We start from the raw sequence: 26,528 nt of genomic DNA, 5'->3' as shown, positions 1-26,528 counted from the left end.
CCGTGCCACGGCGAACCTCCTCCCAGTGGGAGCGCCGCCTCGGCGCGACGCGGGCTGCCAGCCAGCAGTGCCTTGCCCGTCATGGACTGCCGGCAAGTCCCTATCGCCGCGGGGCGCGGCTCCTACAGTCACAGCGCCCGGTCTTTTGTCGGAGCGGTGTCGGAGCGCCGCGATGCCTGGCAGCATTTATCTTTCCCTCAGGGCTTCACCGGCGTAGTTGATCGGCTTCATCAGATAGTCGAACACGGTTTTCTGCCCGGTGCGGATATCCACTGTGGCGATCATGCCGGGCACGATGGGGAAGCGGGTGCCGGCCTGGTTGACCAGGGCGTCGCTGTCGGTACGGATGAATACCCGGTAATACACGCTGTCCGGCCTGGCCTCGTCACGGATGGTGTCCGGCGAGATCAGCGCCACCTGGCCGTCAAGACCGCCGTAGATGGTGTAGTCATAGGCGGTGATCTTGACCTTGGCGGGCTGGCCGGGGTGGATGAAGGCGATGTCGCGGGGTGAAATCCGCGCTTCCACCAGCAACTGGTCACCCAGCGGCACGATTTCCATCAGCCGTCCGTTGGGCGGGATCACTCCGCCGCGGGTGGTGACTTCGATGTCCTTGACGATGCCGCGTACCGGCGAGCGGATGGTCAGCCGGGTCAGCGAGTCGAAGCGCCCGCGCACTACCGACTCCAGCGACTGGGCCTCGGCCCGCGCCCTGGCCAGCTCTTCGCGCGCCAGGATCATGTACTCGGAGCGGATATCCCCGGCCTTGAGTTCCAGTTCGGAAATCTGCCGGCGCAGGCGCAGCACTTCGACGTTGCTGGCCGCGCCGATGGCCATCAGCGACTCGGTGATCTCCAGCTCTTCGCGCACCAGTTTCAGCGACTTGTCGACCCCGGCCAGGGTCTGGCGCAGGCCCTCGCGGCGGGTCTGGTACAGGCGCGTTTCGCTGGCGATCAGCTCCGGCCAGTCATCCAGCTCGGTGGGAAACTTCAGTGGCGTGCCGTTGACCTCGGCCTCCAGCCGCGCCACCGAGCCGAGGGTGGCGCGGTAGCGCGCGGCGCTCTCCTCGACGTTGGACTCGGTCTTGGTCAGGTCCATCTGCGCCAGGATCTGGTCGGCCTCGACGATATCGCCCTCGCGCACCAGCAGGTCGAGCAGGATGCCGCCCTCCAGCGACTGGATGACCTGCTCGCGGGAGATGGGCACCACCCGGCCATCGCCGGTGGACACCTCCACCACTTCGGCGAACCAGGCCCACAGCAGCAGCGCGGCGATCGCCAGCGACGACAGCCAGGTGATGCGCGTGGCGCGGGCGATGCGGCTGGCGTCGACCTCGTCGCTGTACTGCGTCTGCACCCCATCCAATGCGGCAAAGGCCGAGGCTTGCGCCGGCGGGTGGGCAGCGCTGCTGCGCCGCTGTTTGCTCAGGGGGATTTTCATGCTCCGCTCCCTGTGGCAGCCTGTGTCCTGGCGGCGGCCTGCGCCCGGGCGCCGAGAATCTCCTGCTTGCTGCCATCGCGCAGTATCCGGCCGTTGTCCACCACTATGATGCGATCCACCAGGCTGAGAATGCTCTGGCGGTGGGTTGCCACTATCAGACTGCGCCCTGCCAGCCAGGGCTCGAGGCGCTGGATAAAGCGCCGCTCGGCCACCTCGTCGAAGGAGGCGGTGGGTTCATCCAGCAACAGCACGCGCGGCTGGCGCACCAGCAGCCGGGCCAGCAGCAGCGTCTGGCGCTGGCCGCCGGACAGCCCCAGCCCGCCTTCCTGGATCGGGTGGTCGAGTCCGCCCGGCAGTTTCTTCACCACCTCGCCAGCGCCACTGATCTCCAGCGCGGCCAGCAGCTCCTCGTCACTGGCATCCGGCGCGCCGAGCAACAGGTTGTCGCGCAGCGAGCCGTGGAACAGGCGCGCATTCTGCCCCATCAGGCTGACATCCCGGCGCACATCGGCCGGGTCGAGATGCGACAGCTGCACGCCATCGAGCATGATCTCGCCGGCGGCCGGTTCGACCATACCGGCCAGCGCCTGCAGCAGGGTCGACTTGCCGGCACCGTTGCGCCCGAGCACCGCGATGCGCTCCCCTGCCCTGATCTCCAGCTGCTCGACGCGCAGCGCCGGCGGTGCGCCCTCGCCATAGCTGAACTGCGCCTGGCGCAGGGCGAAGTTGCCGGCCAGCACGGGGCGGTGAATGCGCCGCTCGGCGCCGGGGTCGTCCACCGCCAGTTCCATGATCCGGTCGAGACTGGCCAGCGCCAGCTTGGCCTGCTGCCAGCGGCTCAGCACCTGGGTGATCTGCGACATCGGCGCCATCATCCGCGAGGCCAGGATCGACGCGGCGACCAGCGAGCCGACGCTCAGATCACCACTCATCACCAGCGGCGCACCGACCAGCACCACCAGGGCAAACACGCCGTTCTGCAGGCTGTAGGTCCATACGCCGAGGGTGTTGACCAGAAAGCGCAGGCGCAGGTTCACGTCGGCGGTGACCGCGTTGTAATGGTTCCACTGGCGCTGGAAACGCTGTTCGGCCTGCAGGCTCTTGATGTCATCCAGGCCCTGCACCGACTCCACCAGCATGGCGCTGCGCAGGGAGGATTCGCGCATCGCCTCGCCGGCCAGGCGGTGCAGCGGTCTCTGCATCAGCAGGCCGGGGATCACCATCAGCAGCAGCGCGACCACCGGCACCCACACCAGCGGCCCGGCGATATACCAGAGGATGCCGCAGAACAGGAAGAAGAACGGTAGGTCCGCCAGGGCGGTGACCGTAGTCGAGGTCATCAGCTCGCGCACCTGCTCCAGCTCGCGGATCTGTGAAATGAAGGTGCCGGTGGAGCGCGGGCGCTGGCTGTTGCGGATGCGCAGGGCGTGGCCGAACACCCGGTCGGAGGCGATCATGTCGGCGCGCTTGCCGACCAGGTCGGTGATGCGTACCCGGGTGCAGCGCAGCAGGAAGTCGAACAGCATGGCCACCAGCACACCGCCGAACAGCACGTAGAGCGTGGCCATGGACTCGGCGGGCACCACCCGGTCGTAGACCTGGCGGGAGAACAGGATACCGGCCAGGCCCAGGATGTTGGCCATCAGCGAGGCCAGCAGCACGTGCCCGTAGGGCTTGAGGTCACCCAGCACTATGCTGCGGAACCAGTGCGGCTGAAAGGGCTTGATGTAGTCATCGACCCGCGCATCGGGCGCCGCCCGCGCCGGGCGCAGTACCACCATGCTCCGCGCGCGGGCCTGCAACTGCTCACGCGGCAGGCTGCTGCGCAGGCCGTCATCACCGCTGAACAGTACACTCAGCTGGCCGTCGCTGGCGATGGCCTCGACCACCGCCACCTGGCCATCATCCAGCTCTACGGCCAGTGGCAGGCGCCAGGGCGTCAACTGCGCCGCGTCGAAGGCGCCGACCCGGCAACTGAGGCCGATCTGCCGCGCCAGCCGGCCGAGCACCTCGGCCAGCGGCTGGCCCTGGGCATCGGCGGCCTGCAGGCGGATGTTTTCCGCCGAGCAATCGAGCCGGTAATGGCGCGCCACCGTCAGCAGGGCATCGATCCAGGGCTGGAAGGCGGCGCGCTGGCCGGTAACTGAAGAGGGTTCGGTCATGAGCGCTCCTGCGCTGTGCGGCTGGCTACGCGGCGGTTCAGCGCATCAGCGGCGCGGAACGCCTCGCGCAGGCCGCCGACACTGTAAAGGCAGTCGATCTGCAGGCTGCGCAGATCGAACAGGGTGTTCTGCTTGTCCACCCTGGTCTGGAAGATTTCCTGCTCGGTGTTGAGGATATCCAGCAGGGTGCGGGTACCCAGCGACAGGTACTGGTGGCGGTACAGCTCCTGGGTCCTGGCGATGCTGGCGTGGCGCTCGTCCTGCAAGGCCAGGCTGGCGGTCAGGCTGCGCGAGCGGTCGCGGGTCTGCCGGTACAGGCGCGACAGCTCCAGCAGAGCCCGATCACGGGCGGCGTTGGCGCTATACAGGGCGTGCTCGGCGGCGCGACTGCGGGCGCGCAGGGCACCACCCTGGAACAGGTTGCTGGTCAGGTTGAGGCTGACCACCAGTTCCTGGTCGTCCAGCTCCTGGAAGCCCCGGCTATCGCGGTTCAGGTAATGCTCGAAGTCCGCACTCAATGACAGGGTCGGGCGCTGCTCGGCCCGGGCCTGACGGATCGAGGCCTCCGCCTCAGCCCGTTCGGCCTCCGCCACCAGCACCCGCGGCGCGCCTTCGAAATTCTCCGGCAGGCGCTGACAGAAGCCTTCCATGGTCCGCGGCCAGACAGCGTCAAGGGTCAGCTGCTGGCTGCTGCCAATCAGGTTTTCCAGGGTGCGATGCCACTGGTCACGCTGCGCCTGGACCTGCAATTGCGTGGCCCGCGCCGCTTCACGGCGGGCCTGGGCCTGCACCTGGTCGGAAGCCGAGCTGGCGCCCAGCGCCGAGCGTTTTTCCGCCAGCGCTTCCAGCTCGCCAATGGCGCCGATCTGCTCGGTGGCCAGGGCCAGCAACTCCTCGTAGCGGCGCGCCTCGATAAACGCCTGGGCGGTCTCGCGGATCAGGTCTTCCGCCGCCAGCAGTACGCTGGCCTGCTCCCGATCCACCCCACTGGCCGCCGCCTCCACCGCGCTGGACACCTTGCCGAAGTCGTAGAGCATCTGCGAGGCGGACAGGCTGAGGGCTTCCTCGGAGCGTCCGGTGGTGTGACGGTATCCGGTATTGATGCCGGACCGCAGCTGCGGCCAGTAGCCGGCCCGGGCGACGCTGACCTGCTCCTGTTGCTGGTCGAGACGGCTGAGGGATTCGACGATCGCCGGATGCTCACGCAGGGCGCTGTGTACTGCATCGGCCAGTTGCAGCTTGTCTGAGTCGGGGGTGTAGCGTCCCAGCTCGTGTTCGGGTGCTACGTCTTCTTCCAGCAAGTGCGGTGCATTGTCGCCGAGCGGGCGCTCGACAACCCGGGGCTGGATGGGGGCTTGCGCCACGTCGTCTGCGACGCCCCCTGGCATTGCCTCCTCGTCGGGCACTGCCTCTTCCATTGCCATACTGCTGGACACAACCTCCGTCATTGCGAGCCCGCAGGGCGCGGCAATCCAGTGCTCGCCGGTCACACCGGTGCCATGGATTGCCACGTCGCTTCGCTCCTCGCAATGACGGTGTTGGATGGCAGCGTGCACCTCGTCATCTGGCGCGGTGCGCTGTGGCTCGGCAAGGCCAGGGGTGTAGCGCCCCGGTCCGCGTTCGGGTGCTACGCCTGCTTCCGGCAAGCGCGGTGCATTGTCGTCGAGCGGGCGCTCGACAACCCGAGGAGGTGGCGCCGCGGTGTCTGTGTCTGCCTGTGGGTCGGGTGGCAGATCCACCAGGGAAATCCTCGGCACTTGTCCGGCATTGCCCTCGGCGTCTGCCTGCTCGACGAACTTTACCAGCGAGATAGAGCGCACCCGCCGCTCGTTGCTGGCGCTGACAACCGCCGCCTCCGGCTGGGGAGCCGGTGGCGGCACTGGTTGCGCCGGCACACCCTCACTGCTGACAGCTGGCCCGCCGGCATCGGCCAGCCTGGCGAACTCCGCCACCGACAGCGCCCGCGACTGCGGCGCCTGCCCTGTCTGAATGCCGGACTCGGCAACAGTGATCGCGCTACCCGTCGATAGCAGCAACCCAACCGCAAATGACAACCTTGACTGCCACATCCTTATCGCCCCAGCCCTGTTCCCGGCACTATTGCCGTTAACGACAAAAGGCGCCGGGCTTACACCCGGCGCCATTGCCTCCTGCTCAATCAAATGACCTGCACTGACGCTCAGATCATCGACTGGGACTGCTGGTACAGGTCGTTAAGACTGGACGGGTCCAGTACAAAGACCGGCGCGGCAATCAGATCGAGGTCCTCGACCAGCTCCGCTTCCTGAGCGAGCAGCTCTGCAGCATTCTCTGCCAGCAGCTCGCCGTCTTCGGCTTCGCTGTCGGCGGCTTCGGTCTGCTCGACCTGGTCCTGCGCCAGCTCGGCGAGCAGATCGTCGATCAGGTTGTCCTGCTCCTGATCCGGCGCCACACCCAGCAGGTCGTCGATCTCGATTTCGATCTCGGCCGGCTCCGCTGTCGGTTCAGTGCTGGCGTCGGTATCCACCGCCGCAAACTGTGCGACCGGTGCATTCGCGCTGACCAGAATCTCGTACAGGCTAGCTTCTGCGCCGGTCTGCTCTGCTGCGAACAGGCCGGTTTCATCCGCTGCTCCACTGGCGACGACCAGTTGCTCGTCTGCACCCTGCACCAGCAGTTCCTCGGCCAGGCCTTCATCGGCCAGGAGGTTGAACAGGCTGAAGTTGGCCGCCTGGGCGCCGGTAGCGTTGGCGCGACCGCCGCCGAGCAGACCGCCAAGCAAACCTCCGATCGCACCCACCAGACCGCCGACCACGTCAGTCACCGCTCCCACTGTGGTGTCGATCACACCGTCCGCGCCCAACAGGCCGCCCAGCAGACCACCCTGGCCGAGCAGCCCATTGAGCAGATCACCGACCGCACCCAGCAGCCCCTGGTCACTGAGCAGGCTGCCCAGCAGGCCGTTCTCGCCGAGCAGACCGCTCAACAGGTCGTTACCCTCCTGTTGCGTCAGACCACCCAATACGCTGCCCAGCAGGCCACCCAGCAGACCATTCTCGCCAAGCAGACCACCCAGCAGGCCGTTATCACCCAGCAGGCCGTCGAGCAAGCCGGCGTTCTCGCCGCCGCCAGTCAGGCCGCCCAGCAGGCCACCTTCGCCCAGCAGACTGTTCAGCAGGCCACCCACGACACCTTGCGGCCCCAACAGGGCGCTCAGCAGGTCGTTATCGGTCAGACCGCCGAGCAGACCACCTTCGCTACCACCGAGCAGGCCGCTCAGCAGACCGCCTTCGCCCAGCAGGCTATTCAGCAGACCGCCTACCAGCCCGTCATCACCCAGCAAGGCACTCAGCAGACCGTCTTCGGTCAGGCCGCCGAGCAGACCACCTTCGCCACCGAGCAGGCCGTTGAGCAGACCGCCGATCAGGCCATCCTCACCCAGCAGGGCATTCAGCAGGCCGTTGCCATCGTCGCCACCGCCAAGCAGGCCACCCAGCAGGTCGTTGCCCAACAGACCGCCTTCGCCACCCACCAGGCCGCCCAGTAGGCCGTTGAGCAAACCGCCCACCAAGCCGTCTTCACCAAGCAGACCATTGAGCAGCGGCAGACCACCTTCACCGCTGTCCAGCAGGCCGCCAAGCAGACCATTGAGCAGGCCGCCAACCAGGCCGTCCTCGCCCAGCAGACCACTCAGCAGGCCGTTGCTGCCTTCGCCTCCGAGCAGACCACCCAGCAGGTCACCGCCCAGCAGGCCGTCACCCAGCAGGCTGTTCAGCAGCCCGGTGACGATACCGTTTTCACCCAACAGCACGTCCAGCAGGCCGTTGCCGTCTGCACCGCCGAGCAGGCCGCCCAGCAGATCGCCGCCGAGCAGGCCGTTTTCGCCACCCAGCAAACCATTGAGCAGGTTGCTGAGCAGTCCATCGTTGCCCAGCAGGCTATCGAGCACGCCATTGCCCAGCAGGTCATTACCCAGCAGGCCACCGCCGAGCAGACCGCCAAGCAGGCCATTTTCACCAAGCAGGCCGCCGAGCAGACCTTCGTCGCTACCGCTGAGCAGGCCGCCAAGCAGGCCATCCTGACCAAGCAGGCCGTTGAGCAGACCATCCAGCAGACCGCCATTGTCGCCAAGCAGGCCACCCAGCAGGCCGCCTTCGCCGCCAAGCAGACCGTTGAGCAGGTTGCCGACCAGACCATCTTCGCCCAGCAGGCTACCCAGCAGACCCTGGTTGTCGCCGAGCAGACCACCCAGCAATCCGCCCTCGCCGAGCAGGCCGCCGAGCAGACCACCTTCGCCCAGCAGGCTGCCGAGCAGGTCGTTGCCAGTCAGACCGCTGAGCAGGCCGCCGCCGTCCGCACCGCCAAGCAGGCCGTTGAGCAGGCCGGTAACCAGACCGTTCTCACCCAGCAGGCTACCGAGCAGCTCGTCCAGCAGTTCATTCTTCAGCAGGCCGTCGTCACCCAGCAGGCCGCCCAGCAGGCCGTTCTCGCCCACCAGGGTCTCCAGCACGCCGGTGACCAGGCCATTCTCACCCAGCAGGCCATCGAGCAGCTGTTCAGGCAGCAGTGTGCCCAGCAGTTCATTGTTACCCAGCAGCCCCTCAAGCAGGCCGCCGACCAGACCGTCGCTGCCCAGCAAGCCATCCAGCAGCTCACTGCCCAGCAACTCATCACCGAGCAGACCGCCGAGCAGGCCGTTCTCGCCCAGCAGGGCATCCAGCAGACCAGTAACCAGGCCATTTTCGCCGAGCAAGCCAGCCAGCAGGTCCTCACCCACCAGGCCACCGAGCGGACCGCTGTCGCCCAATAGGGTATCCAGCAGGTTGCTGAGCAGGCTGTCCTGGCCGAGCAGGCCACCCAACAGGGCATTGTCACCGCCCAGCAAGCCATCCAGCAGACCACCTTCATCACCCAGCAGGCCCTTCAACAGGCCGGCGACCAGTCCTTCGCTGCCCAGCAGCTCAGCCAGCAGCCCCTGGTCGCCGAGCAGGCTTTCCAGCCCCGCGCCACCCAGCAGACTGTTCAGCAGGCCACCGATCAGGCCATCTTCACCGAGCAGACCGGACAGCAGATCGCTGTCGGTCAGGCCACTACCCAGCAGGCTGCTGCCCAACAAGCCATCGAGCAGATTGCTGATCACGCCGTTGTCACCCAGCAGGCCGGCCAGCGCATCGCTGCTCAGCAGACCGTCCTGGCCCAGCACGGTATTCAGCACCTGGGATACCAGCCCATCCTGGCCCAGCAGCAGATCCACCGCCGGATTATCCACCAGCCCGCTGTTGAGCAGACCGTGCAGCAGGTGGGTCAGCGCACCGTCCTCGCCCAGCAACACCTTGAGCGGACCATCGGCGCCCAGCAGGCCGTCGCTGTCGGTCAGACCAGCCAATGCACCGTTGCTCAGCAGATCGTTCAGCAGGTTGGTCACCAGGCCGTCGTCGCCGAACAGGGTACCCAGCAGCTCACCACCGAGCAGACCATCTTCACCAGTCAGGCCGCCGAGCAGTCCGTTTTCACCCAGCAGGGTCTCCAGCACATTGCCCAGCACCCCTTCAGAGCCGGTCAACAGGGCCAGCAGGCCGCTCTCGCCCAACAGGTCACCGATAAAGGTGGACTCACCCAGCAGTTGTCCGATCAGGTTGACATCACCACCCAGCAGACCGGCCAACAGCTCACTCAGCAGCCCCTGGTCACCAATCAGGGTGCTCAGCAGGTCGCCCAGTACCGTGCCTTCGGCGAGGATATCGCCCAGCAGGCCGCCCTCATCGAGGAGACCGCCCAGAATACCGTTTTCCGCCAGCAGGACGCCCAGGGCACTGTCCTCAGCCAACAGACCGCCGATCAGACCTTGCTCGGCCAGCAGGCCACCGACCAGGCTACCTTCGCCCAGCAGATCCGCCAGCAGGTCGGCCAGGGCGCCATCTTCGTCAAGCAGGCTATCCAGCGTGCCACCCAGGCCCAGACCCACCAGCACGCCACCCAGCAAACCTTCTTCATTCAGCAGGTTGGCAACCCCGTCGGTGACGAAGTCAATCTGCCCACCCAGCAGGTTGTTCAGCAGCGTCAGTGCCAGCTCGTCACCGCCCAGCAGGTCAGAGATCAGCGGTGCCAGGAGATCACCCAGCTCACCCCCCAGGCTACCCAGCGTCTCGTCCAGCTGGTCCAGGCTGTTCGGATCATCTGGATGGAACTGACCACCCAGCAGCGGACTCAGCGCATCGTTGAGGCGATCAGTCAGGCCTTCGGTAGCGGAAATCGCAGGAGCCAATCCGCCGTTCAGGCCGAGGAAGTCGTCCAGCGCCGGCACCAGCGCCCCGAGGATCACATCGGCGGGATCCAGCAGCTCACTGCCATCGGCATCGGCGTCTGCGTCTGCGTCTGCATCGGCGTCTGCGTCTGCATCGGCGTCTGCATCAGCGTCAGCATCAGCATCTGCATCTGCGTCCGCATCGGCATCGGCATCGGCATCGGCATCGGCATCGGCATCGGCGTCAGCATCTGCATCTGCATCTGCATCTGCATCAGCGTCGGCATCTGCGTCTGCATCAGCGTCTGCATCAGCGTCCGCATCGGCATCGGCATCGGCATCGGCATCGGCATCAGCATCTGCGTCGGCATCGGCGTCTGCATCAGCATCAGCATCAGCGTCGGCATCGGCATCGGCATCGGCATCGGCATCAGCGTCAGCATCGGCATCGGCATCGGCATCAGCATCAGCATCGGCGTCGGCATCAGCATCGGCGTCAGCATCAGCGTCAGCATCGGCATCGGCATCGGCGTCGGCGTCGGCGTCGGCGTCTGCGTCGGCGTCGGCGTCTGCGTCTGCGTCTGCATCAGCGTCCGCATCGGCATCGGCATCAGCATCGGCGTCTGCGTCTGCGTCTGCGTCGGCGTCGGCGTCTGCATCAGCATCTGCATCTGCATCCGCGTCGGCATCGGCATCGGCATCGGCATCGCCTTCATCATCCGACTTACGGGAGGAGGAAGACGAGCGGTTGTGGTCGATCAAGGCTGCCAGCGCACCTGCGCCCAGCAAGCCAAGCAGCAGCCAGGCCCAATCCGGCAGGCCGCCGGCAGCAGCCAGTTCGGAGACCTCGGCAAAGGCGAAATCCGCCGTCGGCAGGTCGTATTGGCCGAGCCATACAACGCCGTTGGCATCCTCGAGCATCAGCTCACTGCGTTCTTCCGCGCCGGGTACGCCGAAGAAGTTCTGGATCACTATCTGCTCGCCGCTTTTGAGGACGATCTGCAGGTCGTTGCCCACCCGGGTGGTCGATGCCAACTGCTCGGGACCGAAGGGCAGCTTGACGACACTGGCCTTGGTCAAGGTGACTGCGCCGCTCACCGGTACGCTGGCGGATGCTCCGCCGGTTTTTTCAATGATGTCGATTGTGTTGGCTGTCATGCCGAGTTACTCCAAAACGGATTTCTAGCTTCTATTAGCGCTGGACCTGTGTACCTGAACCCTCTGGCGAACAAGGGCGGCTATCGAGCCGCCCTTGCTGACGCTAGGCACATTCCTGCTTCAACGCTGGCCGTAGATCATGATCTGCACCCGCCGGTTGGGTTGCAGGCATTGCTTGAGGGATGCGGTGATAGCGCTGCCCTGGCACTCGACGAGCGGCTCCCTGGAACCACGCCCCTCGGCGGTAACCAGATAGCTGTTGATCCCTTTGGAAATCAGATGATTGCGAACCGCATCTGCGCGGCGCTTGGACAGCGCATCGTTATATCTGGCAGCGCCAATGCGGTCGGAGTGGCCGACCACAACGACGCGTTCGAGCTTCATCATCTTGTTGGCCACAACATGAGCGGCCAGATCCAGCTCTTTCAGCCCTTCGGCGGACAGCGTCGCGCTGTCATAGCCAAACAGCACGTCACTGAACAGGGTGATTTCCTCTACCTCTGGAACTTCCGGGCGGACAAGTTCCTCATAGCGCGCGCTGCACTGCGGCCTGCGCCACTTGCTGCTGGATACCTGACCGGCGGGATCAAAGGCGACACCGAACTGGCACACCAGATAATCGCCCTGGGCATCCAGGGGCAGGTTGACGTTGTACAGCCACCATCTCTGACTGGTTTCATCGGCTGGATTGCCCATCAGCGCCCTGACATCACTTCTGCTGCTGCCGGGCACCACCTGGGAAATAGCCTGGGGCGTAATGACAGTGCCCTGGCGTACATGGCCGGGGCCAAGGTCCTGCACTTTCACCTTGACGTCATCAAACTCCATTGGCCCTCGGAGTTGCCCACTCTCCCCATCATTCACGCTTGCGCAGGCGGTCAAAAGCGCCAGGGTGCACAGGGCTGTTACTCTCATCACGATTCCCATGGGAACTCCATTATTCAAATCCATAGCCAACGGCGACACCTCGCCCGGCTCCGTCCCGGGCGAGGGCTCTGTATCGCAACATCTTAAGCAGTGCCAAAAAAGGATAAATATTGAATTGGTATTAGTAGGAACGGCGTTTACCCGGCGACCAACAGGATCAACACCAGTACCGTAGAGGCTTCCAGCCTGCAGCGCACTCTCTCATTGCCAGCAGGTGTTAGTTCCAATTATCTAGTTCTTTATTGCAGTACTAATTATTGGAGGAAGTTTCTCTGGCAGGAATAAATAGGGAAGTTGTGTTTTAAGGAAACACTGAATAATTCCTTGCCCCGTCATTGTTTGCTCCAGTCGCCAGCCTTCCTTCTCATCGTCATCATCCCTCCCCCAACGTCATCCTTCGCGAAGGCGAAGGATCCATGGTGCCGGCTGACTCGGAGTGGCCTGTGGATCCTTCGCCTTCGCGAAGGATGACGGAGGAGAGGCGAAGGAACACGGGAAGACGGGAAGACGGGAAGACGGGAAGACGGGAAGACGGGAAGGATGCACTCTTTCACACCAAGGATAACGAAGCATGAAGGCCGGCCGGGTCACCTTGACCGGGCCGGCTTTCATGATTGCGATTGATGCTCCGGGTTGCCGATGGGAGTGCGGCCGCTCAGATCGCTTCCAGCTTGGCGTAGCTGACCATCAGCCACTTGCTGCCTTCATCGTCGAAGTTCACCTGGATGCGTGCCTGGGCGCCGTGGCCTTCGTAGTTGAGCACCACGCCTTCACCGAACAGCGAGTGCATGACCCGCTGGCCGAGGGCGAAGCCGGTGCTGTCGCTAGCTTCCTGGGTGAACATGGCGCCCTTGCCCTTGGCCGGCCCGAAGGCGCGGCTGACGGTGTTGCCCAGGCGCACTTCACGAATCAGTTCGGCGGGTACTTCGCGGACGAAGCGCGAGACCTTGTTGAAGGTCTCGCTGCCGTACAGCCGGCGGGTTTCCGCCCAGGTGATGATCAACTGCTGCATGGCCCGGGTGATACCGACATAGGCCAGGCGGCGTTCCTCCTCCAGGCGGCCGGGTTCTTCCAGGCTCATCTTGTGCGGGAACAGGCCCTCTTCCATGCCGGCGAGGAACACCAGCGGGAACTCCAGGCCCTTGGCGCTGTGCAGGGTCATCAGCTGGACGCTGTCCTCGAAACGGTCGGCCTGGGTTTCGCCAGCTTCCAGCGAGGCGTGGGCGAGGAAGGCCAGCAGGGTGTCACCTTCCTCTTCCTCCTCGACCATCTCGTTCTCGAAGGCGCGGGCGGCGGAGACCAGTTCTTCCAGGTTCTCCACCCGGGCCTGGGCCTTTTCGCCCTTTTCATTCTCGTGGAAGGCGAGCAGGCCGCTGTGTTCGATGACCTGCTGGGTCATGCTGTACAACGGCAGCCCCTCGACCCGTTCGGCGAGGTTTTCGATCAGGTGCATGAAGGTCTGCACGGCATTGGCGGCGCGCCCGGGCAGGCCCTTGTTGTCGAGCAGGTCGCAGCCGGCCTGCCACAGCGACACATCCTGCTGGCGGGCGTGCTGGCGCAGGGCCTCGACGGTCTTGTCACCGATGCCGCGGGTCGGCACGTTGATGATGCGCTCCAGCGCACCGTCATCGCCGCGGTTGGCGACCAGGCGCAGGTAGGCCATGGCGTTCTTGATCTCGGCGCGCTCGAAGAAGCGCTGGCCGCCGTAGATGCGGTAGGGGATGGCGGCGCGCAGCAGGGCTTCCTCCAGCACCCGGGACTGGGCGTTGGAGCGGTAGAGGATGGCGATCTCGCTGCGCGTAAGCCCCTCGCCGACCGCTTCACTGATACGGTCGACGATGAAGCGCGCCTCGTCCTGCTCGTTGAAGCCGGCATACAGGGCGATCGGCTCGCCGTCGTTGCCGTCGGTCCACAGCTCCTTGCCCATGCGCCCGGCGTTATTGGTGATCAGCGCGTTGGCGGCCTTGAGGATGGTCGCGGTGGAGCGGTAGTTCTGCTCCAGGCGGATCAGTTCGGCGGCCGGGTAGTCCTGCTGGAACTGCTGTATGTTCTCGATGCGTGCGCCACGCCAGCCGTAGATCGACTGGTCATCGTCGCCGACCACCATCAGGCTCGGGTTGTTGCCGGCGATCAGCCGCAGCCAGGCGTACTGCACCGCGTTGGTGTCCTGGAACTCGTCGACCAGCAGGTGGCGGAAGCGCGCCTGGTACTGCTCGCGCAGCGGCTGATTGTCGCGCCACAGCTCCAGCGAACGCAGCAGCAGCTCGGCGAAATCGACCACCCCGGCGCGGGCACAGGCCTCTTCATAGGCCTGATAGATGCGCAGCATGGTGGTGAGGAACAGGTCGCCGGCAGCCTGGATATGCTGCGGACGCAGGCCTTCATCCTTCTGGCCGTTGATCCACCACTGCGCCTGGCGCGGTGCCCACTGGTTCTCGTCCAGCCCCAGCTCGCGAATCACCCGCTTGACCAGTCGCAGCTGGTCGTCGCTATCGAGGATCTGGAACTGTTCGGCCAACCCGGCTTCGCGCCAGTGGGCGCGCAGCAGCCGGTGCGCCAGCCCGTGAAAGGTGCCGACCCACATGCCCTGCGGCGAGATGCCGAGCAGTTGTTCGATGCGCTGGCGCATCTCGGCGGCGGCCTTGTTGGTGAAGGTGACCGAGAGGATGCTCCAGGGCGAAGCCTTTTCCACCTCCACCAGCCAGGCGATGCGGTGTACCAGTACCCGGGTCTTGCCGGAGCCGGCACCAGCCAGTACCAGTTGCTGGCCGGGGGTCGCGGTGACCGCCTGGCGCTGGGCGTCGTTGAGCGAATTGAGCAAATGAGAGATATCCATTGGCGGCATTCTACGCCAGTCGCGGGGGAGGTTCGAGTGTCGTGCCAAAAACCCGCCGGTCATGCATTTGCACCCGCCTGGGGGCTGTGCCGGATTGGCGCTCTGGTGTATGGTTTGTCGACGGATCGCCACGGCACATGGAAGAGGCATGACAACAACGGATTTCACCCAGAGATGCGGGTGCGCGGCAGCATGACCCAGCATGAGCAACGCAGCTTCATCACCCCCGCCAGCCAGCGTCTGCATCAACTCGACCTGCTTTTCGAATATTCACGACTACCCCAATGGCTGGTCATGCTGGCCGCCGGCGTGGTCACCGCACTGGTCTGGGAACAGGCATCGCGGCCCCTGGTGCTGAGCTGGCTGGCGCTGGTCGGCCTGCTGACGCTGCTGCGCATCCGCCTGGCCCGTTGCTATCACAACTGCAGCCCCGAACAGCGCCTGCAGCCACGCTGGCTGATGGTGTTCTACAGCGGCAACATCATGTCCGGGCTGGCCATGGGGCTGGTGCAGATCCTGCTGGTACCGGTGGACACCTTCGAGCTGCAGGCCAGCACCTACGCCGTCACCAGCGGCGTGGTGCTGTGCGTCAGTATCATCTACGCGCACCGCTTCAGTGCCTTCCTGACCTTCGCCCTGCCCAGCTGGCTGCCACCGATCCTGTTCCTGCTGCTGCAGGATGACGGCAGCAGCCTCTACTGGGGTTTGATGGGCATCACCCTGTTCAGCTGCATCCTGCTGGCAGCCGCCTTCATCAACCGCTCGGCTACCCGGACCCTGCGCAGCAACCTGCGCAACCAGGGGCTGCTGCGCCGGCTGGATGAGGCACGCCAGCAGGCCGAGGCGCTGAACATCCAGCTGAGCGGGGAGATCCAGCACCGCCGCCAGGCCGAGCAGCAATTACGCAACAGTCATGATGCACTGGAACACCGGGTCGCCCAGCGCACCACCGAGCTGCAGCAGACCCAGGCGCGCCTGAGCATGGCGCTGGAGGCAAGCGCGCTGGGCCTGTGGGACTGGGACCTGCGCAGCGATATCGTCCATCACTCCCATCTGCAGGAAATCTTCGGTCTGCCCGAGACCCAGCTGACCATGAACGGCGGCCTCAAGCCACGGGTGCACCCGGATGACGTGGAGCGCGTGCGCGATGCGCTGATCAGTCATTTCAAGCACGCCACGCCGTATTGCGTCGAGTACCGCGTGCGGCACCAGGACGGGCGCTGGGTCTGGGTCGAGGACAATGGTCGCGCGGTGGAGCGTGACGGCTCCCGCCGCGCGCTGCGCATGATCGGCACCCGCCGCGACATCACCGCACGCCGGCACCAGCATGAGCAGGAGCGGCTGGCGGCGACGGTGTTCGAAGCGACCTCCGATGGCATCTTCATCCTCGATCCGCAGTTGCAGGTGCTGGCGGTGAACCAGGCGTTCAGCGTGATCACCGGCTACCCCGCCCAGGACGTGATCGGCACCACCCTGCTCAGCAGGAGCAACGACCAGGCCACGTTGGATACCTATACCCGCATGCGCGCGGCGCTGCGCAGTCATGACCGCTGGGAGGGCGAGGTGATCGAGCAGCGGCGCAGCGGCGAGCGCTACCCGCAGTGGTTGCAACTGGCGGTGGTACGCGACGAGCAGGGCGAAATTACCCATTACGTGGGCTTCTTCGCCGACCAGACCATCAGCCGCAAGACCGAGGAGCAACTGCGCTACCTCACCGATCACGATCCGCTGACCCACCTGGCCAACCGCAGCCAGTTCACCCGCAAGCTGGCCGAGGCCACCGGCCTGGCCCGCGCCCAGGGCCAGGAACTGGCGCTGCTGCATATCGACCTGGACCGCTTCAAATACATCAACGACACCCTCGGCCATATCCAGGCTGACGCCCTGCTGTGCCAGGTGGCTGACCGGCTGACCCGGGCGCTGGACAATGCCCTGATCCTGGCGCGCTTGTCCGCCGACGAATTCGTCGTGGTGAAACAGAACCTGCCACGCCAGGCCCTGGCGGAGCTGGCCGGGCGGCTGCTCGAGCTGCTCGGCGAACCGATCCAGATCGGCAGCAACGAGCTGATCATTTCTGCCTCGATCGGCATCAGCCACTTCCCCGAGGCAGCGCGCAACAGCCTGCAATTGATCAACCAGGCCAATCAGGCCATGCAGCATGCCAAGCAGCTGGGCGGCAACTGCTTCCAGTTCTATTCGGCCGACATGCCGACGCGCAATATCGACCGCCTGCGCCTGGAAAACGAACTGCGCAAGGCGATCGCCGAAGAGCAGCTGCAGATCCACTACCAGCCCAAGCTGGACCTGCTCAGCAACAGCATCACCAGCGCCGAGGCCCTGGTGCGCTGGCAACACCCGACCCGCGGCATGCTGCCACCGGCGGAATTCATCGCCATCGCCGAGGAGACCGGACTGATCCTGCCGCTCGGCGACCTGGTTCTGCGCCTGGCCTGCCAGCAGGCCAGCCAGTGGCTGCAGCACGGGCCGACCGCGGTGCGGGTGGCAGTCAACATGTCGGTGCAGCAACTGCGCCAGCCACGCTTCGCTGTGGAGATCGAGCGCATCCTGCAGCAGACCGGGCTGCCGGCCAGCCTGCTGGAACTGGAGCTGACCGAAAGCATGCTGCTGGAACACAGCGAGACCGTGGCGGACAACATCGCCGCCCTGCAGCAATTAGGCGTGGGGCTGGCGGTGGATGATTTCGGTACCGGCTATTCGTCGCTGGCCTACCTCAAGCGCTTCCCGATCCACAGCCTGAAGATCGACCGCAGCTTCATCTGCGAGCTGGACGAACAGCCCCGTGACGCCGCTATCGTACGCGCCATCGTGGCCATGGCGCACAGCATGAACCTGCGGGTGGTGGCCGAAGGGGTGGAGCAGGAAAGCCAGCTGGCGTTCCTGCGCAACCAGGGCTGCGATGAGGCGCAGGGCTATCTGATCAGCAAACCGGTGTCGGCAGAGGTGTTTACCCGGTTGCTGCAACAGCATCGGAGTAGCGGGACGTTGTCCCTGACTACTCCATAAGGGTGTCGTATGTGGGGTTCCTTGGTGGTGCCTGCTTCCCCCCTCTCCCCCGGCCCCTCTCCCGCAAGGGGCGAGGGGTGACTCGTGCCGGTGGCTATGGAGTGATCCTGGGTTATCGCGTCTCTGGTCACGTTAAGGTCTTGGAATATCAATTCCGAGAGTATTGATGTTGCCCTGATGATACTGTCCGGCAGCCATTTGCTTTCAGGATGGCATGGCCAACCAGACGCGAGTCACCCCTCGCCCCTTGCGGGGCGAAAGCGGGAAAAGCGAAGCACTGCTTCGCCCGCTTGAGCGCTCTGAGCTCTGCGAAGAGCCGGGGCGCGGAGCGGGGGCCGGGGGAGAGGGGGGACAGGCCCTCACCGCTCATCAAACCAAACATGCCCGGCACGCTCGAGCAGACTATCAGCCGCCTCCGGCCCCCAGCTGCCGGCGGCATAGCGCTTCGGCGAGCGATAAACCTCGTGCCAGCCGCTGATGATCGGATCGACCCAGCGCCAGGCCGCCTCGATCTCGTCGCGGCGCATGAACAGCGTGGCGTCACCCTGGATCACATCCAGCAGCAGCCGCTCGTAGGCATCCCAACGGCGGCGCTTGAAGGCTTCATCGAAGTGCAGGTCCAGGTCCACTTCCTGCAGCGCCATGCCGCGCCCCGGTGACTTGGCCATCAGCGACAGGCTGATGCTTTCATCGGGCTGCAGGCGGATCACCAGGCGGTTGCCGGCCGGGGTGTTACCCGGGAACAGCCGGTGCGGCACCGACTTGAACTGGATGATGATTTCCGACTTGCGCTGCGCCAGCGACTTGCCGGTACGCAGGTAGAAGGGCACCCCGGCCCAGCGCCAGTTGTCGATCTCGGCCTTCAGCGCTACATAGGTTTCGGTATTGCTGTCGTGATCGACGCTCTTCTCGAAGTAGTAGGCCGGCAATGCTTCCCCGGCACGCTTGCCCTTGGAGTACTGCCCGCGCACGGTCTGGTCCTGCACATCCATGCCGGTGATCGGTCGCAGCGCTTCGAGGATCTTGAGCTTTTCATTGCGCACCGCCTCGGGCTCGAAGTGTACCGGCGCCTCCATCGCCACCAGGCATAACAGCTGCAGCAGGTGGTTCTGCACCATGTCGCGCATGGCGCCGGCGTGGTCGTAATAGGCGCCGCGGTTTTCCACCCCGACGGTTTCCAGCACACTGATCTGCACATGGTCGATATGCCCGTTGCGCCACAACGGCTCGAACAGCGCGTTGCCGAAACGCAGCGCCAGCAGGTTCTGCACCGCCTCCTTGCCGAGAAAATGATCGATGCGGAATACCCGTGATTCGTCGAAAACGCTGCTGATCCGGTCGTTGATCTGATTGGCGGTTTTCAGACTGTCGCCCAGGGGCTTTTCCAGCACAATGCGCGCCTCGGCATTGACCAGCCCGGCCGATTCCAGATGCAGCGCCGCCGGTGCGAACAGGTCCGGCAGGGTTGCCAGGTAGAACACCCGTACCCGGCCGGGATGGTCACCGAGGCGCTTGGCCAGGCCGGCGAACTCGATACGCTGGCTGACGTTGAGGGTCATGAAGTCGAGCCGCTCGGCAAAGCTGGCCCAGCTGGTCTCGTCGAAGTCGGCCTTGGCCACGTGCTGGCTGACGTGCCGACGCACCAGTTTGCGGTAGTCAGCGGTGTCATGTCGGGCACGGGCCAGCGACAGGATGCGGGTGTCCGGGTGCAGATGGCGATCACGGTGCAGATAGAACAGCGCCGGCAACAGCTTGCGCATGGCCAGGTCCCCCGTACCGCCGAAAACCACGATGTCGCAGGCATTACCGTATCGCACAGACACTAATGTTCTCCTCGGAAAAGCGGGCAGGAGGTTTTTGTAGTATAACTACACAACATCAGGACTCCCGTACCGCAGAATAGGGTCTATTGACGTTTCATCACAAGCCGCGCCGGCGCCTGTTTTTGCGCGAGGCAAGGCGCGAGGAGAGAAATTTGGTCATTCCAAATGAACGACGAGTAACGCAGCATCGCGCAAAAACAGGCCCGGCCCTCCGGGTTGCGCGTCAAATCTCGCCATACGTCGTTGTGGGACTTGGCAAGGGAATGACCATTGCCTGCGTCCCACGCCTAGCCTGGCGAGATTTGACGCTGCAACGCGGCTTGTGATGAAACGTCAACAGACCCTATCATGAAGCCCACGTGAACTTGCTCCAGCATATCGCCGGTAACCGCCACAGCCTCCGCAAGTCGGAGCTGAAGGTTGCCGACCATGTTCTCACCAACGCCGCCCAGGTGATGCACTCGTCGATGGCCGACCTGGCTCGTGAGGTGGGCGTCAGCGAGCCCACCATAGTGCGCTTCTGCCGGGCCATCGGCTGCAGTGGCTTCCAGGATCTCAAGCTCAAGCTGGCCCAGAGTCTGGCGGCCGGCGCCAGCTTCGGGCAGTTCTCGATCAGCGAGGACGACAGCATCGCCGACCTGTCGCAGAAGATCTTCGACACCACCCTGGCCACCCTGATGGACGTGCGCGAGCGTCTGGATACCGATGCCATGGAGCAGGCCATCCTGGCCATGGCCGAGGCACGCCGCGTGGAGTTCTACGGCTTCGGCGCCTCCGGCGCGGTGGCCAGCGATGCCCAGCACAAGTTCTTCCGTCTGCAGGTCTCCACCGCGGCCTACTCCGACCCGCACATGCAGGCGATGTCGGCGGTGACCCTGGGGCCGTACGACGTGGCCGTGGCCATTTCCCAGACCGGGCGCACCAAGGACCTGCTGCATTCCGCCTCGCTGGTGGTGGAGGCCGGCGCCACGCTGATCAGTCTGTGCCCGAGCAATACGCCGCTGGCCGAGCTGGGACGCATCCACATCCCCATCGATGTCACCGAAGATACCGACATCTACACCCCACTGTCATCCCGTATCGCCCACCTGGTGGTGATCGATGTGCTGGCCATGGGCATGGCCATGCGCCGCGGGCCAGAGCTGGTCAACCATCTGAAGAACGTCAAGCGCAGCCTGCGTGGTCTGCGCCTGTCGAACAAGGCCGCGCAGCGCGCTGGCGACCTGCAGGAGTGAGGAGAGCACAATGCCGATCGCCATGGCCCGTCATATCCTGGTCAAGACCGAAGCCGAAGCCGCCCAGTTGAAGAAGCGCCTTGCCGCCGGCGAGGCCTTCGATGTACTGGCGAAAAAACACTCCACCTGCCCTTCGAAGAAACGCGGCGGTGACCTCGGCGAGGTGCGCCCCGGGCAGATGGTCCGCGCCATCGACCAGATCATCTTCAAGAAACCGCTGAAGGTTGTGCACGGCCCGGTCAAGACCCAGTTCGGCTGGCACCTGGTGCAGGTGTTCTACCGCGACTGAGCGCCTGCACCGTCCTCCCCGGGGTGCTTTATCCCTTGTCTCCGGCGAAACGGAAAATACCGACTATCCTTGTAGGGACATTCGTCCCAAGCCAAGCATGACACCCCTTATCAGGGAGGACACGGTATGCAATTGAAGAGCTTGTACAAGCCGGTGCGCATCCTGAGTTTCATCGTTCTGGCACTGATGCTGATCGCCGCCCTTTATGCGTTCACCATGACCGGCCTGCACTGGACCGGTATCAACGTCTGACGAGGCGCTACCATGAACAACAGGCAAGCCAGAATCTTCGCATGGGGTTCGACACTGGTGGCCGCGCTGGTGTTTCTCGGCCTGACCCTCGACAGCCATCGGCAGTTTCCCGAACTGACCAACGCCGAGAACATCACCCCGCAGGTCACCCACGGCAAGGACGTGTGGCACAAGTACAACTGCATCAACTGCCACACTCTGTTCGGCGAGGGTGCCTACTACGCACCGGACCTGACCAAGATCACCCAGCACCGCGGCGAGGCCTATCTGCAGGCCTACATGCGTGATCCTTCACAGTTCTACGACGAGCAGCGCCACCGCCGGCTGATGCCGCAGCAGAACCTCAGCGAGGAGGAGATCACCGACCTGATCAAGTTCCTCGACTGGGTCGCCAATGTCGATAACCAGGGCTGGCCGCCGCGGCCAATCCTGGTTACCGGCGGCGTCAACAGCGCGACCGGTGCCGAGCAGGCGGCGATGGTACTGACCGGCTCGACCTCGGTGGGCGTACGCCCGGTCAGTCCGGACAGCGACATCCGCGCGCTCGGCGAGAACGTGTTCCGTACCGCCGTACCCGGCTGTGTCGCCTGCCACTCGCTGGCGCCCGGCGCCGACGGCGCCGGCCCCAGCCTGGCCGGGGTAGCGACCCGTGCCGAGCTGCTGGTAGGAGCATCCGACTATGAGGGCCAGGCCGGCGATGTCGAAGGCTACCTGAGGGAGTCCATCGTCGCGCCCAGTGCGCACCTGAGCACCGGCGGCATGTATTCGGCCAACGGCGTGTCCTTCATGCCCGACACCTACGGTGAGAGCCTGAGCGACGACGAAATCGAGCAGTTGGTGGCGTTCCTGGCCACCCTCAAGTGATGTCTGACTGACGCGCCGACAGGCGCGACAATGGATATACGGAGAACGACAATGCGCTACAAGTCCCAGTCAGTCGCCTATTGGTACTTCGCCGTGGCCATGGTGCTGTTCGGCCTGCAGCTGGTGTTCGGGCTGCTGTCGGCCACCAAGTACCTGGGCCCCGATCCGCTGCTGTACATACTGCCCTTCGACGTAACCAAGGTGATCCATACCAACCTGCTGATCGTCTGGGTGCTGACCGGCTTCATGGGGGCCACCTACTGGATGATTCCCGATGAGTCGCGCACCGAGCTGTACAGCGTCAAGCTGGCCTATATCCAGCTGATCCTGTGGACGCTGATGGGCGTGACCGCGGTCATCGGCTACCTGTTCCGCTACGGCACCGGCAACAAGCTGCTGGAGCAACCGTTACCGCACAAGCTGGTGATCGTCATCTGCATGCTGATCTTCCTCTACAACATCGGCATGACGATCAAGAGGTCCGGGCGCTTCACCACCACCGAAGGTGTGCTGGTGCTCGGCCTGGTCAGCTCGGCGGTGCTGTTCTTCCCGGCCCTGCTGCATTACGAGAACTACACGGTATCAATCTTCTACCGCTGGTGGACCATCCACCTGTGGGTCGAGGGCGTGTGGATGATGATCATGGGCGGCTTCCTCGCCTACCTGCTGATCCGCCTGTCCGGCGCCGATCGCGAGGTGATGGAGAAGTGGCTGTACGTGATCGTCGGCCTGGTGTTCCTGGCCGGTATCCTGGGTACCGCGCATCACTACTACTGGGTCGGCGTACCCTACTACTGGCTGCCGATCGGCGGCTTCTTCAGCGCCCTGGAGCCGCTGGCGATCGTCGGCATGGCGATGTACGCCTACGGCGCCATGCGCCGTTCGGGCCTGGCGCACCCCAACGTGCTGGCCCTGCACTGGACCCTGGGCAGCGCCATCTTCACCCTGTTCGGTGCCGGCCTGCTGGGGCTGGCGCATACCTGGCCGAGCATCAACAAGTGGACCCACGGCACGCTGATCACCGCCATGCATGGCCACGCCGCCTTCTATGGCGCCTATGCCATGATCGTCCTGGCGATGATCAGCTATGCCCTGCCCTCGCTGACCCACGGCCGCACCGAGCGCGGCAGCTCGATCGGCTACTGGGCGTTCTGGCTGCAGCTGGGCGGCATGTTCGGCATGACCCTGTCGTTCGCCACCGCCGGCATCGGCCAGGTCTACCTGGAACGCATCATGGGCATGGGCTACCTGGACGCACAGCTGAAGATTCAGATCCATTTCGTCATGCTGATCGTCTGTGGCACGCTGTTCTCCACCGGGGTCGGGCTGTTCATCTACGACTTCTTCCGCTACCGACCGCGCTTCGAGGTCAGTGAGCCGGAGGTGACCGACAACGAGGTCGCGGTGGGACGCGTGGTCTGATATGGGGGCCGATGAGAGCGTACGCAGCCTGGGCGCGGTCGAGGCGCCCTGGTACCACCCGACCGGCAACGAGGTCGCGCTGTTCGAGCAGTGCCACAGGCGCGGCCTGGCGGTGATGCTCAAGGGGCCGACCGGCTGCGGCAAAACCCGTTTCGTCGAACACATGGCCTGGAAGCTGGGCCGCCCGCTGGTGACCATTCCCTGTCATGACGACCTGGCCGCCAGTGACCTGATCGGCCGCTTCCTGATCCAGCACAACGGCACCGTCTGGCAGGACGGTCCACTGACCCGTGCCGTGCGCGAAGGCGCCATCTGCTATCTGGACGAAGTGGTCGAGGCACGCCAGGACACCGTGGTGGTACTGCACGCGCTGACCGACCACCGGCGCCTGCTGCCGATCGACAAGACTGGCGAGACACTGCGGGCGGCACCCGGTTTCCAGCTGGTGGTGTCCTACAATCCCGGCTACCAGCGCCTGCTCAAGGATCTCAAGCCCAGCACCCGCCAACGCTTCGTGGCGATGGACCTGGACTTCCCGCCAGCCGAACAGGAGGCCCGCATCGTGCAGCATGAAAGCGGCATCGATGAAGCCAGCGCCCGGGCGCTGGTGGCGCTGGCCGAGCGCATCCGCCAGTTGCGCGACCGCGGCCTGGCCGAGGTGCCCAGTACCCGCCTGCTGATCGCCGCCGGCGTACTGATGGCCTGCGGTATCGGCCAACGTGAAGCCTGCCATGCGGCCATAGTCGCGCCGCTGTCCGACGAGCCGTCGATGGTCGGTGCACTGCGCGACCTGGTCGACGCCACCTTCGTCTAGAGTCTGCTGCCGTGGCTGAAGCGGAAGAACTGGTCAGCGACGCCGCCCGCCACGCCACGGTGTTTGCCCAGAAACTGTGGCGGCGCTATCGCCCACCAGCCGATGCACCGCCCACCGCGATGCTGATCGACATCGCACCGCGCCTGGATCTGCTGATCACCGCGATCACCGGCAGCAGCCTGCCACTGCGTATCGCCCAGCTGCCGCCACGCCCGACGCTGCTGTCACGCCTGTTCCGGCGCAATCCCTACCCCTGGCTGTGCCAGCCGGTACCGGCAACCAATGGCCGGCACCTGTGGCTGCCGGCCGACTCCGGCATCGAGGATATCGCCCAGGGCAATGAATTCTACCGGCTGATGGCCCTGCAACAGGCGCTGCGCGCCCAGCGCGGCAGTGCCGAGTCGCTCGACCCGGGCTGGCCGCCGCTGCTGGCCGATGCCTACCTGCTGCTGGAAGCTTGGGCGGTAGACGCCGAACTGCTGCGCTGCCTGCCGGGCATGGCCGACAGCCTGACCCGGCTGCGCCAGCATGCGCTGGCCCGGCGCCCCGCGCTGGAGACTTTCGCCGCACCACGCCAGCCGCTGGAAGCACTGGTCCGCCAACTGCTGCAGACACCCGCTGGCCAGCCAGTGGCAGCCATGCCCGCCAGCGCCTCGCCCCGGCAATCGGTGCAGCTTGCCGAGCAGTTGCTACGGCACCTCGGCCTGGAGCCTTGGCAACGCACGCTCGGCGACGCACCGCTGCTCAAGGACTGGTGGACCGGCGACCTGCGCCCGCCGCCCGCCAGCCCCACTGACGCACTGCCCGGCGACGCCCCCTCAAGCGAACAGCTGCCGGACCCCACACCGCCCCGCAGCGCCCACCTGCTGCGCCGCCCCGAGGTGCGCCAGGCGCAGGAAGACGAGGATGATCAGTCCGACGATGGCATCTTCATGGTCCAGGCCGACGAGCCACACCAGCACGCCGAGGACCCGCTGGGCCTGAACCGGCCGGTGGACCGGGACGAGGAGATCAGCGCCGACGACTATGGCGACATGCTCTCGGAAATCCCCCAGGCCCGGCTGGTATCCACCCCCGGCAGCCCGAAGGAGGTGCTGATGTCCGACGACCCGCCGGACACCAACACCGCCATGCAGCTGAAGACCGCGATCCGCGAGCAGCGCGGGCTGCAATACCCGGAATGGGACTACCGCAGCCAGGCCTACCGCCAGCCGGGCGCCACCGTACATGTGCTGCCCAATCTGCCCGGCTCCCAGCAGTGGGTGGATGCCACCCTGCAGGCCCATCGCTCGCTGCTGAACCAGATCCGCCGGCGCTTCGAGATGCTCAGCGCCCAGCGCGTCACCCGGCGCAAGCAACTGGATGGTGATGATATCGATCTGCAGGCCTATATCGACGGCTATGCAGATCTGCGCGCCGGCGGCGCCCTGCCCGAGGCGCTGTACCAGAGCCGGCGCAATGCCGAGCGCAACCTGGCGGTAAGCCTGCTGATCGACATCAGCGGCTCGACCGACAGCTGGGTGGCGGCCAACCGCCGGATCATCGACGTCGAGCGCGAAGCACTGCTGCTGGTCAGCGTCGCGCTGGATGGCATGGGCGAGCCCTGGTCGATCCAGGCCTTTTCCGGCGAAGGGCCGGACGCGGTGATCGTGCGCCAGATCAAGGCATTCGAGGAGAACTTCAGCAACGAGGTGGCCCTGCGCATCAGCTCACTGGAGCCGGAACACTACACCCGCGCCGGTGCCGCCATCCGTCACGCCAGCCGCGACCTGCTGCAACAACCGGCCAGCCACCGTCTGCTGCTGGTGCTGTCCGACGGCAAACCCAACGACAGGGATATCTACGAAGGCCAGTACGGCGTGGAAGACATGCGCCAGGCCGTGACCGAAGCAACCCTGCAGGGCATCTCCGCCTTCTGCCTGACCATCGACCGCCAAGCCCCGGCCTACCTGCCACGCATCTTCGGCGCCCAGCACTACGCCCTGCTGCCCCGCCCGGAGCTGCTGCCAACGGTACTGCTGGACTGGATGAAACGCCTAGTAGCCCACTGAGCCCTCCG

At 65.1% G+C, this 26,528-nt stretch carries 15 protein-coding genes; 8 read left to right on the top strand and 7 right to left on the bottom strand.

Annotation, left to right across the window (positions count from 1 at the left end):
• Positions 1-186: 186 nt before the first annotated feature.
• The 6 genes from H6X51_RS02315 to uvrD all read right to left on the bottom strand — a co-directional run bounded on the left by H6X51_RS02315 (position 187) and on the right by uvrD (position 14,746).
• Entirely contained in the window at positions 187-1,440 is a 1,254-nt protein-coding gene (locus tag H6X51_RS02315) for an HlyD family type I secretion periplasmic adaptor subunit (protein WP_185265905.1), read from the bottom strand.
• Positions 1,437-3,602: a type I secretion system permease/ATPase gene (locus tag H6X51_RS02310; protein ID WP_185265904.1), complete on the bottom strand. Its 2,166-nt coding sequence runs from the start codon at positions 3,600-3,602 to the stop codon at positions 1,437-1,439. The genes H6X51_RS02315 and H6X51_RS02310 overlap by 4 nt, the downstream gene beginning before the upstream one ends.
• Positions 3,599-5,656, bottom strand: a complete 2,058-nt coding sequence (locus H6X51_RS02305) for a TolC family outer membrane protein (RefSeq protein WP_221627174.1) — start codon at positions 5,654-5,656, stop codon at positions 3,599-3,601. The genes H6X51_RS02310 and H6X51_RS02305 overlap by 4 nt, the downstream gene beginning before the upstream one ends.
• A 125-nt stretch (positions 5,657-5,781) precedes the next feature.
• Positions 5,782-10,983, bottom strand: a complete 5,202-nt coding sequence (locus tag H6X51_RS02300) for a BapA/Bap/LapF family prefix-like domain-containing protein (RefSeq protein ID WP_185265952.1) — start codon at positions 10,981-10,983, stop codon at positions 5,782-5,784.
• Between the two features lie 120 nt (positions 10,984-11,103).
• The gene (locus H6X51_RS02295) at positions 11,104-11,934 is read right to left on the bottom strand and encodes an OmpA family protein (RefSeq protein WP_185265903.1); all 831 of its coding nucleotides are present in this window, start codon (positions 11,932-11,934) and stop codon (positions 11,104-11,106) included.
• Between the two features lie 631 nt (positions 11,935-12,565).
• Positions 12,566-14,746: a DNA helicase II gene (gene uvrD, locus H6X51_RS02290; protein ID WP_235991203.1), complete on the bottom strand. Its 2,181-nt coding sequence runs from the start codon at positions 14,744-14,746 to the stop codon at positions 12,566-12,568.
• Between the two features lie 192 nt (positions 14,747-14,938).
• Here uvrD and H6X51_RS02285 point away from each other — a divergent pair, with 192 nt between their 5' ends.
• On the top strand, positions 14,939-17,770 hold the full coding sequence (locus tag H6X51_RS02285; protein WP_185265901.1) for a putative bifunctional diguanylate cyclase/phosphodiesterase: 2,832 nt from the start codon (positions 14,939-14,941) through the stop codon (positions 17,768-17,770).
• A 359-nt stretch (positions 17,771-18,129) separates the two neighbouring features.
• Here H6X51_RS02285 and zwf read toward each other — a convergent pair whose 3' ends face one another.
• Positions 18,130-19,593, bottom strand: a complete 1,464-nt coding sequence (zwf, locus tag H6X51_RS02280) for a glucose-6-phosphate dehydrogenase (protein ID WP_328795603.1) — start codon at positions 19,591-19,593, stop codon at positions 18,130-18,132.
• Positions 19,594-19,952: 359 nt separating this feature from the next.
• On the opposite strand from zwf, the gene hexR reads away from it, so the two are divergent.
• The 7 genes from hexR to H6X51_RS02250 all read left to right on the top strand — a co-directional run bounded on the left by hexR (position 19,953) and on the right by H6X51_RS02250 (position 26,520).
• Positions 19,953-20,828 (top strand): transcriptional regulator HexR, encoded by an 876-nt coding sequence (hexR, locus tag H6X51_RS02275; RefSeq protein ID WP_185265900.1) that lies wholly within the window; start codon positions 19,953-19,955, stop codon positions 20,826-20,828.
• A gap of 10 nt (positions 20,829-20,838) precedes the next feature.
• On the top strand, positions 20,839-21,117 hold the full coding sequence (locus tag H6X51_RS02270) for a peptidylprolyl isomerase (protein WP_185265899.1): 279 nt from the start codon (positions 20,839-20,841) through the stop codon (positions 21,115-21,117).
• Positions 21,118-21,243: 126 nt separating this feature from the next.
• Positions 21,244-21,369, top strand: a complete 126-nt coding sequence (locus tag H6X51_RS20210; RefSeq protein ID WP_268898582.1) for a hypothetical protein — start codon at positions 21,244-21,246, stop codon at positions 21,367-21,369.
• Between the two features lie 12 nt (positions 21,370-21,381).
• Positions 21,382-22,233 carry a c-type cytochrome gene (locus H6X51_RS02265; protein WP_185265898.1) on the top strand — a complete coding sequence of 284 codons (852 nt, stop codon included), beginning with the start codon at positions 21,382-21,384 and terminating at the stop codon, positions 22,231-22,233.
• 51 nt (positions 22,234-22,284) lie between these two features.
• Positions 22,285-23,655: a cbb3-type cytochrome c oxidase subunit I gene (locus H6X51_RS02260; RefSeq protein ID WP_185265897.1), complete on the top strand. Its 1,371-nt coding sequence runs from the start codon at positions 22,285-22,287 to the stop codon at positions 23,653-23,655.
• Between the two features lies 1 nt (position 23,656).
• Entirely contained in the window at positions 23,657-24,469 is an 813-nt protein-coding gene (locus H6X51_RS02255) for a CbbQ/NirQ/NorQ/GpvN family protein (protein ID WP_185265896.1), read from the top strand.
• An 11-nt stretch (positions 24,470-24,480) separates the two neighbouring features.
• Entirely contained in the window at positions 24,481-26,520 is a 2,040-nt protein-coding gene (locus tag H6X51_RS02250; protein ID WP_185265895.1) for a nitric oxide reductase activation protein NorD, read from the top strand.
• The last annotated feature ends 8 nt before the right edge of the window (positions 26,521-26,528 follow it).

Origin of the sequence: Halopseudomonas xiamenensis (assembly GCF_014219065.1) — a bacterium.
Classification (GTDB): Bacteria; Pseudomonadota; Gammaproteobacteria; order Pseudomonadales; family Pseudomonadaceae; genus Halopseudomonas; species Halopseudomonas xiamenensis.
The sequence above is the reverse complement of the archived record's forward strand: the minus strand, read 5'-3'. Positions and strand labels throughout refer to the sequence as shown.

Bases quoted from the DNA above. Each gene is read 5' to 3' on its own strand.
- H6X51_RS02255 (WP_185265896.1), top strand. From the start codon at position 23,657: ATGGGGGCCGATGAGAGCGTACGCAGCCTGGGCGCGGTCGAGGCGCCC.
- H6X51_RS02285 (WP_185265901.1), top strand. From the start codon at position 14,939: ATGACCCAGCATGAGCAACGCAGCTTCATCACCCCCGCCAGCCAGCGT.
- H6X51_RS02295 (WP_185265903.1), bottom strand. From the start codon at position 11,934: ATGGATTTGAATAATGGAGTTCCCATGGGAATCGTGATGAGAGTAACA.
- H6X51_RS02260 (WP_185265897.1), top strand. From the start codon at position 22,285: ATGCGCTACAAGTCCCAGTCAGTCGCCTATTGGTACTTCGCCGTGGCC.
- H6X51_RS02310 (WP_185265904.1), bottom strand. From the start codon at position 3,602: ATGACCGAACCCTCTTCAGTTACCGGCCAGCGCGCCGCCTTCCAGCCC.
- H6X51_RS02300 (WP_185265952.1), bottom strand. From the start codon at position 10,983: ATGACAGCCAACACAATCGACATCATTGAAAAAACCGGCGGAGCATCC.
- uvrD (WP_235991203.1), bottom strand. From the start codon at position 14,746: ATGGATATCTCTCATTTGCTCAATTCGCTCAACGACGCCCAGCGCCAG.
- H6X51_RS02315 (WP_185265905.1), bottom strand. From the start codon at position 1,440: ATGAAAATCCCCCTGAGCAAACAGCGGCGCAGCAGCGCTGCCCACCCG.
- H6X51_RS20210 (WP_268898582.1), top strand. From the start codon at position 21,244: ATGCAATTGAAGAGCTTGTACAAGCCGGTGCGCATCCTGAGTTTCATC.
- H6X51_RS02270 (WP_185265899.1), top strand. From the start codon at position 20,839: ATGCCGATCGCCATGGCCCGTCATATCCTGGTCAAGACCGAAGCCGAA.
- H6X51_RS02265 (WP_185265898.1), top strand. From the start codon at position 21,382: ATGAACAACAGGCAAGCCAGAATCTTCGCATGGGGTTCGACACTGGTG.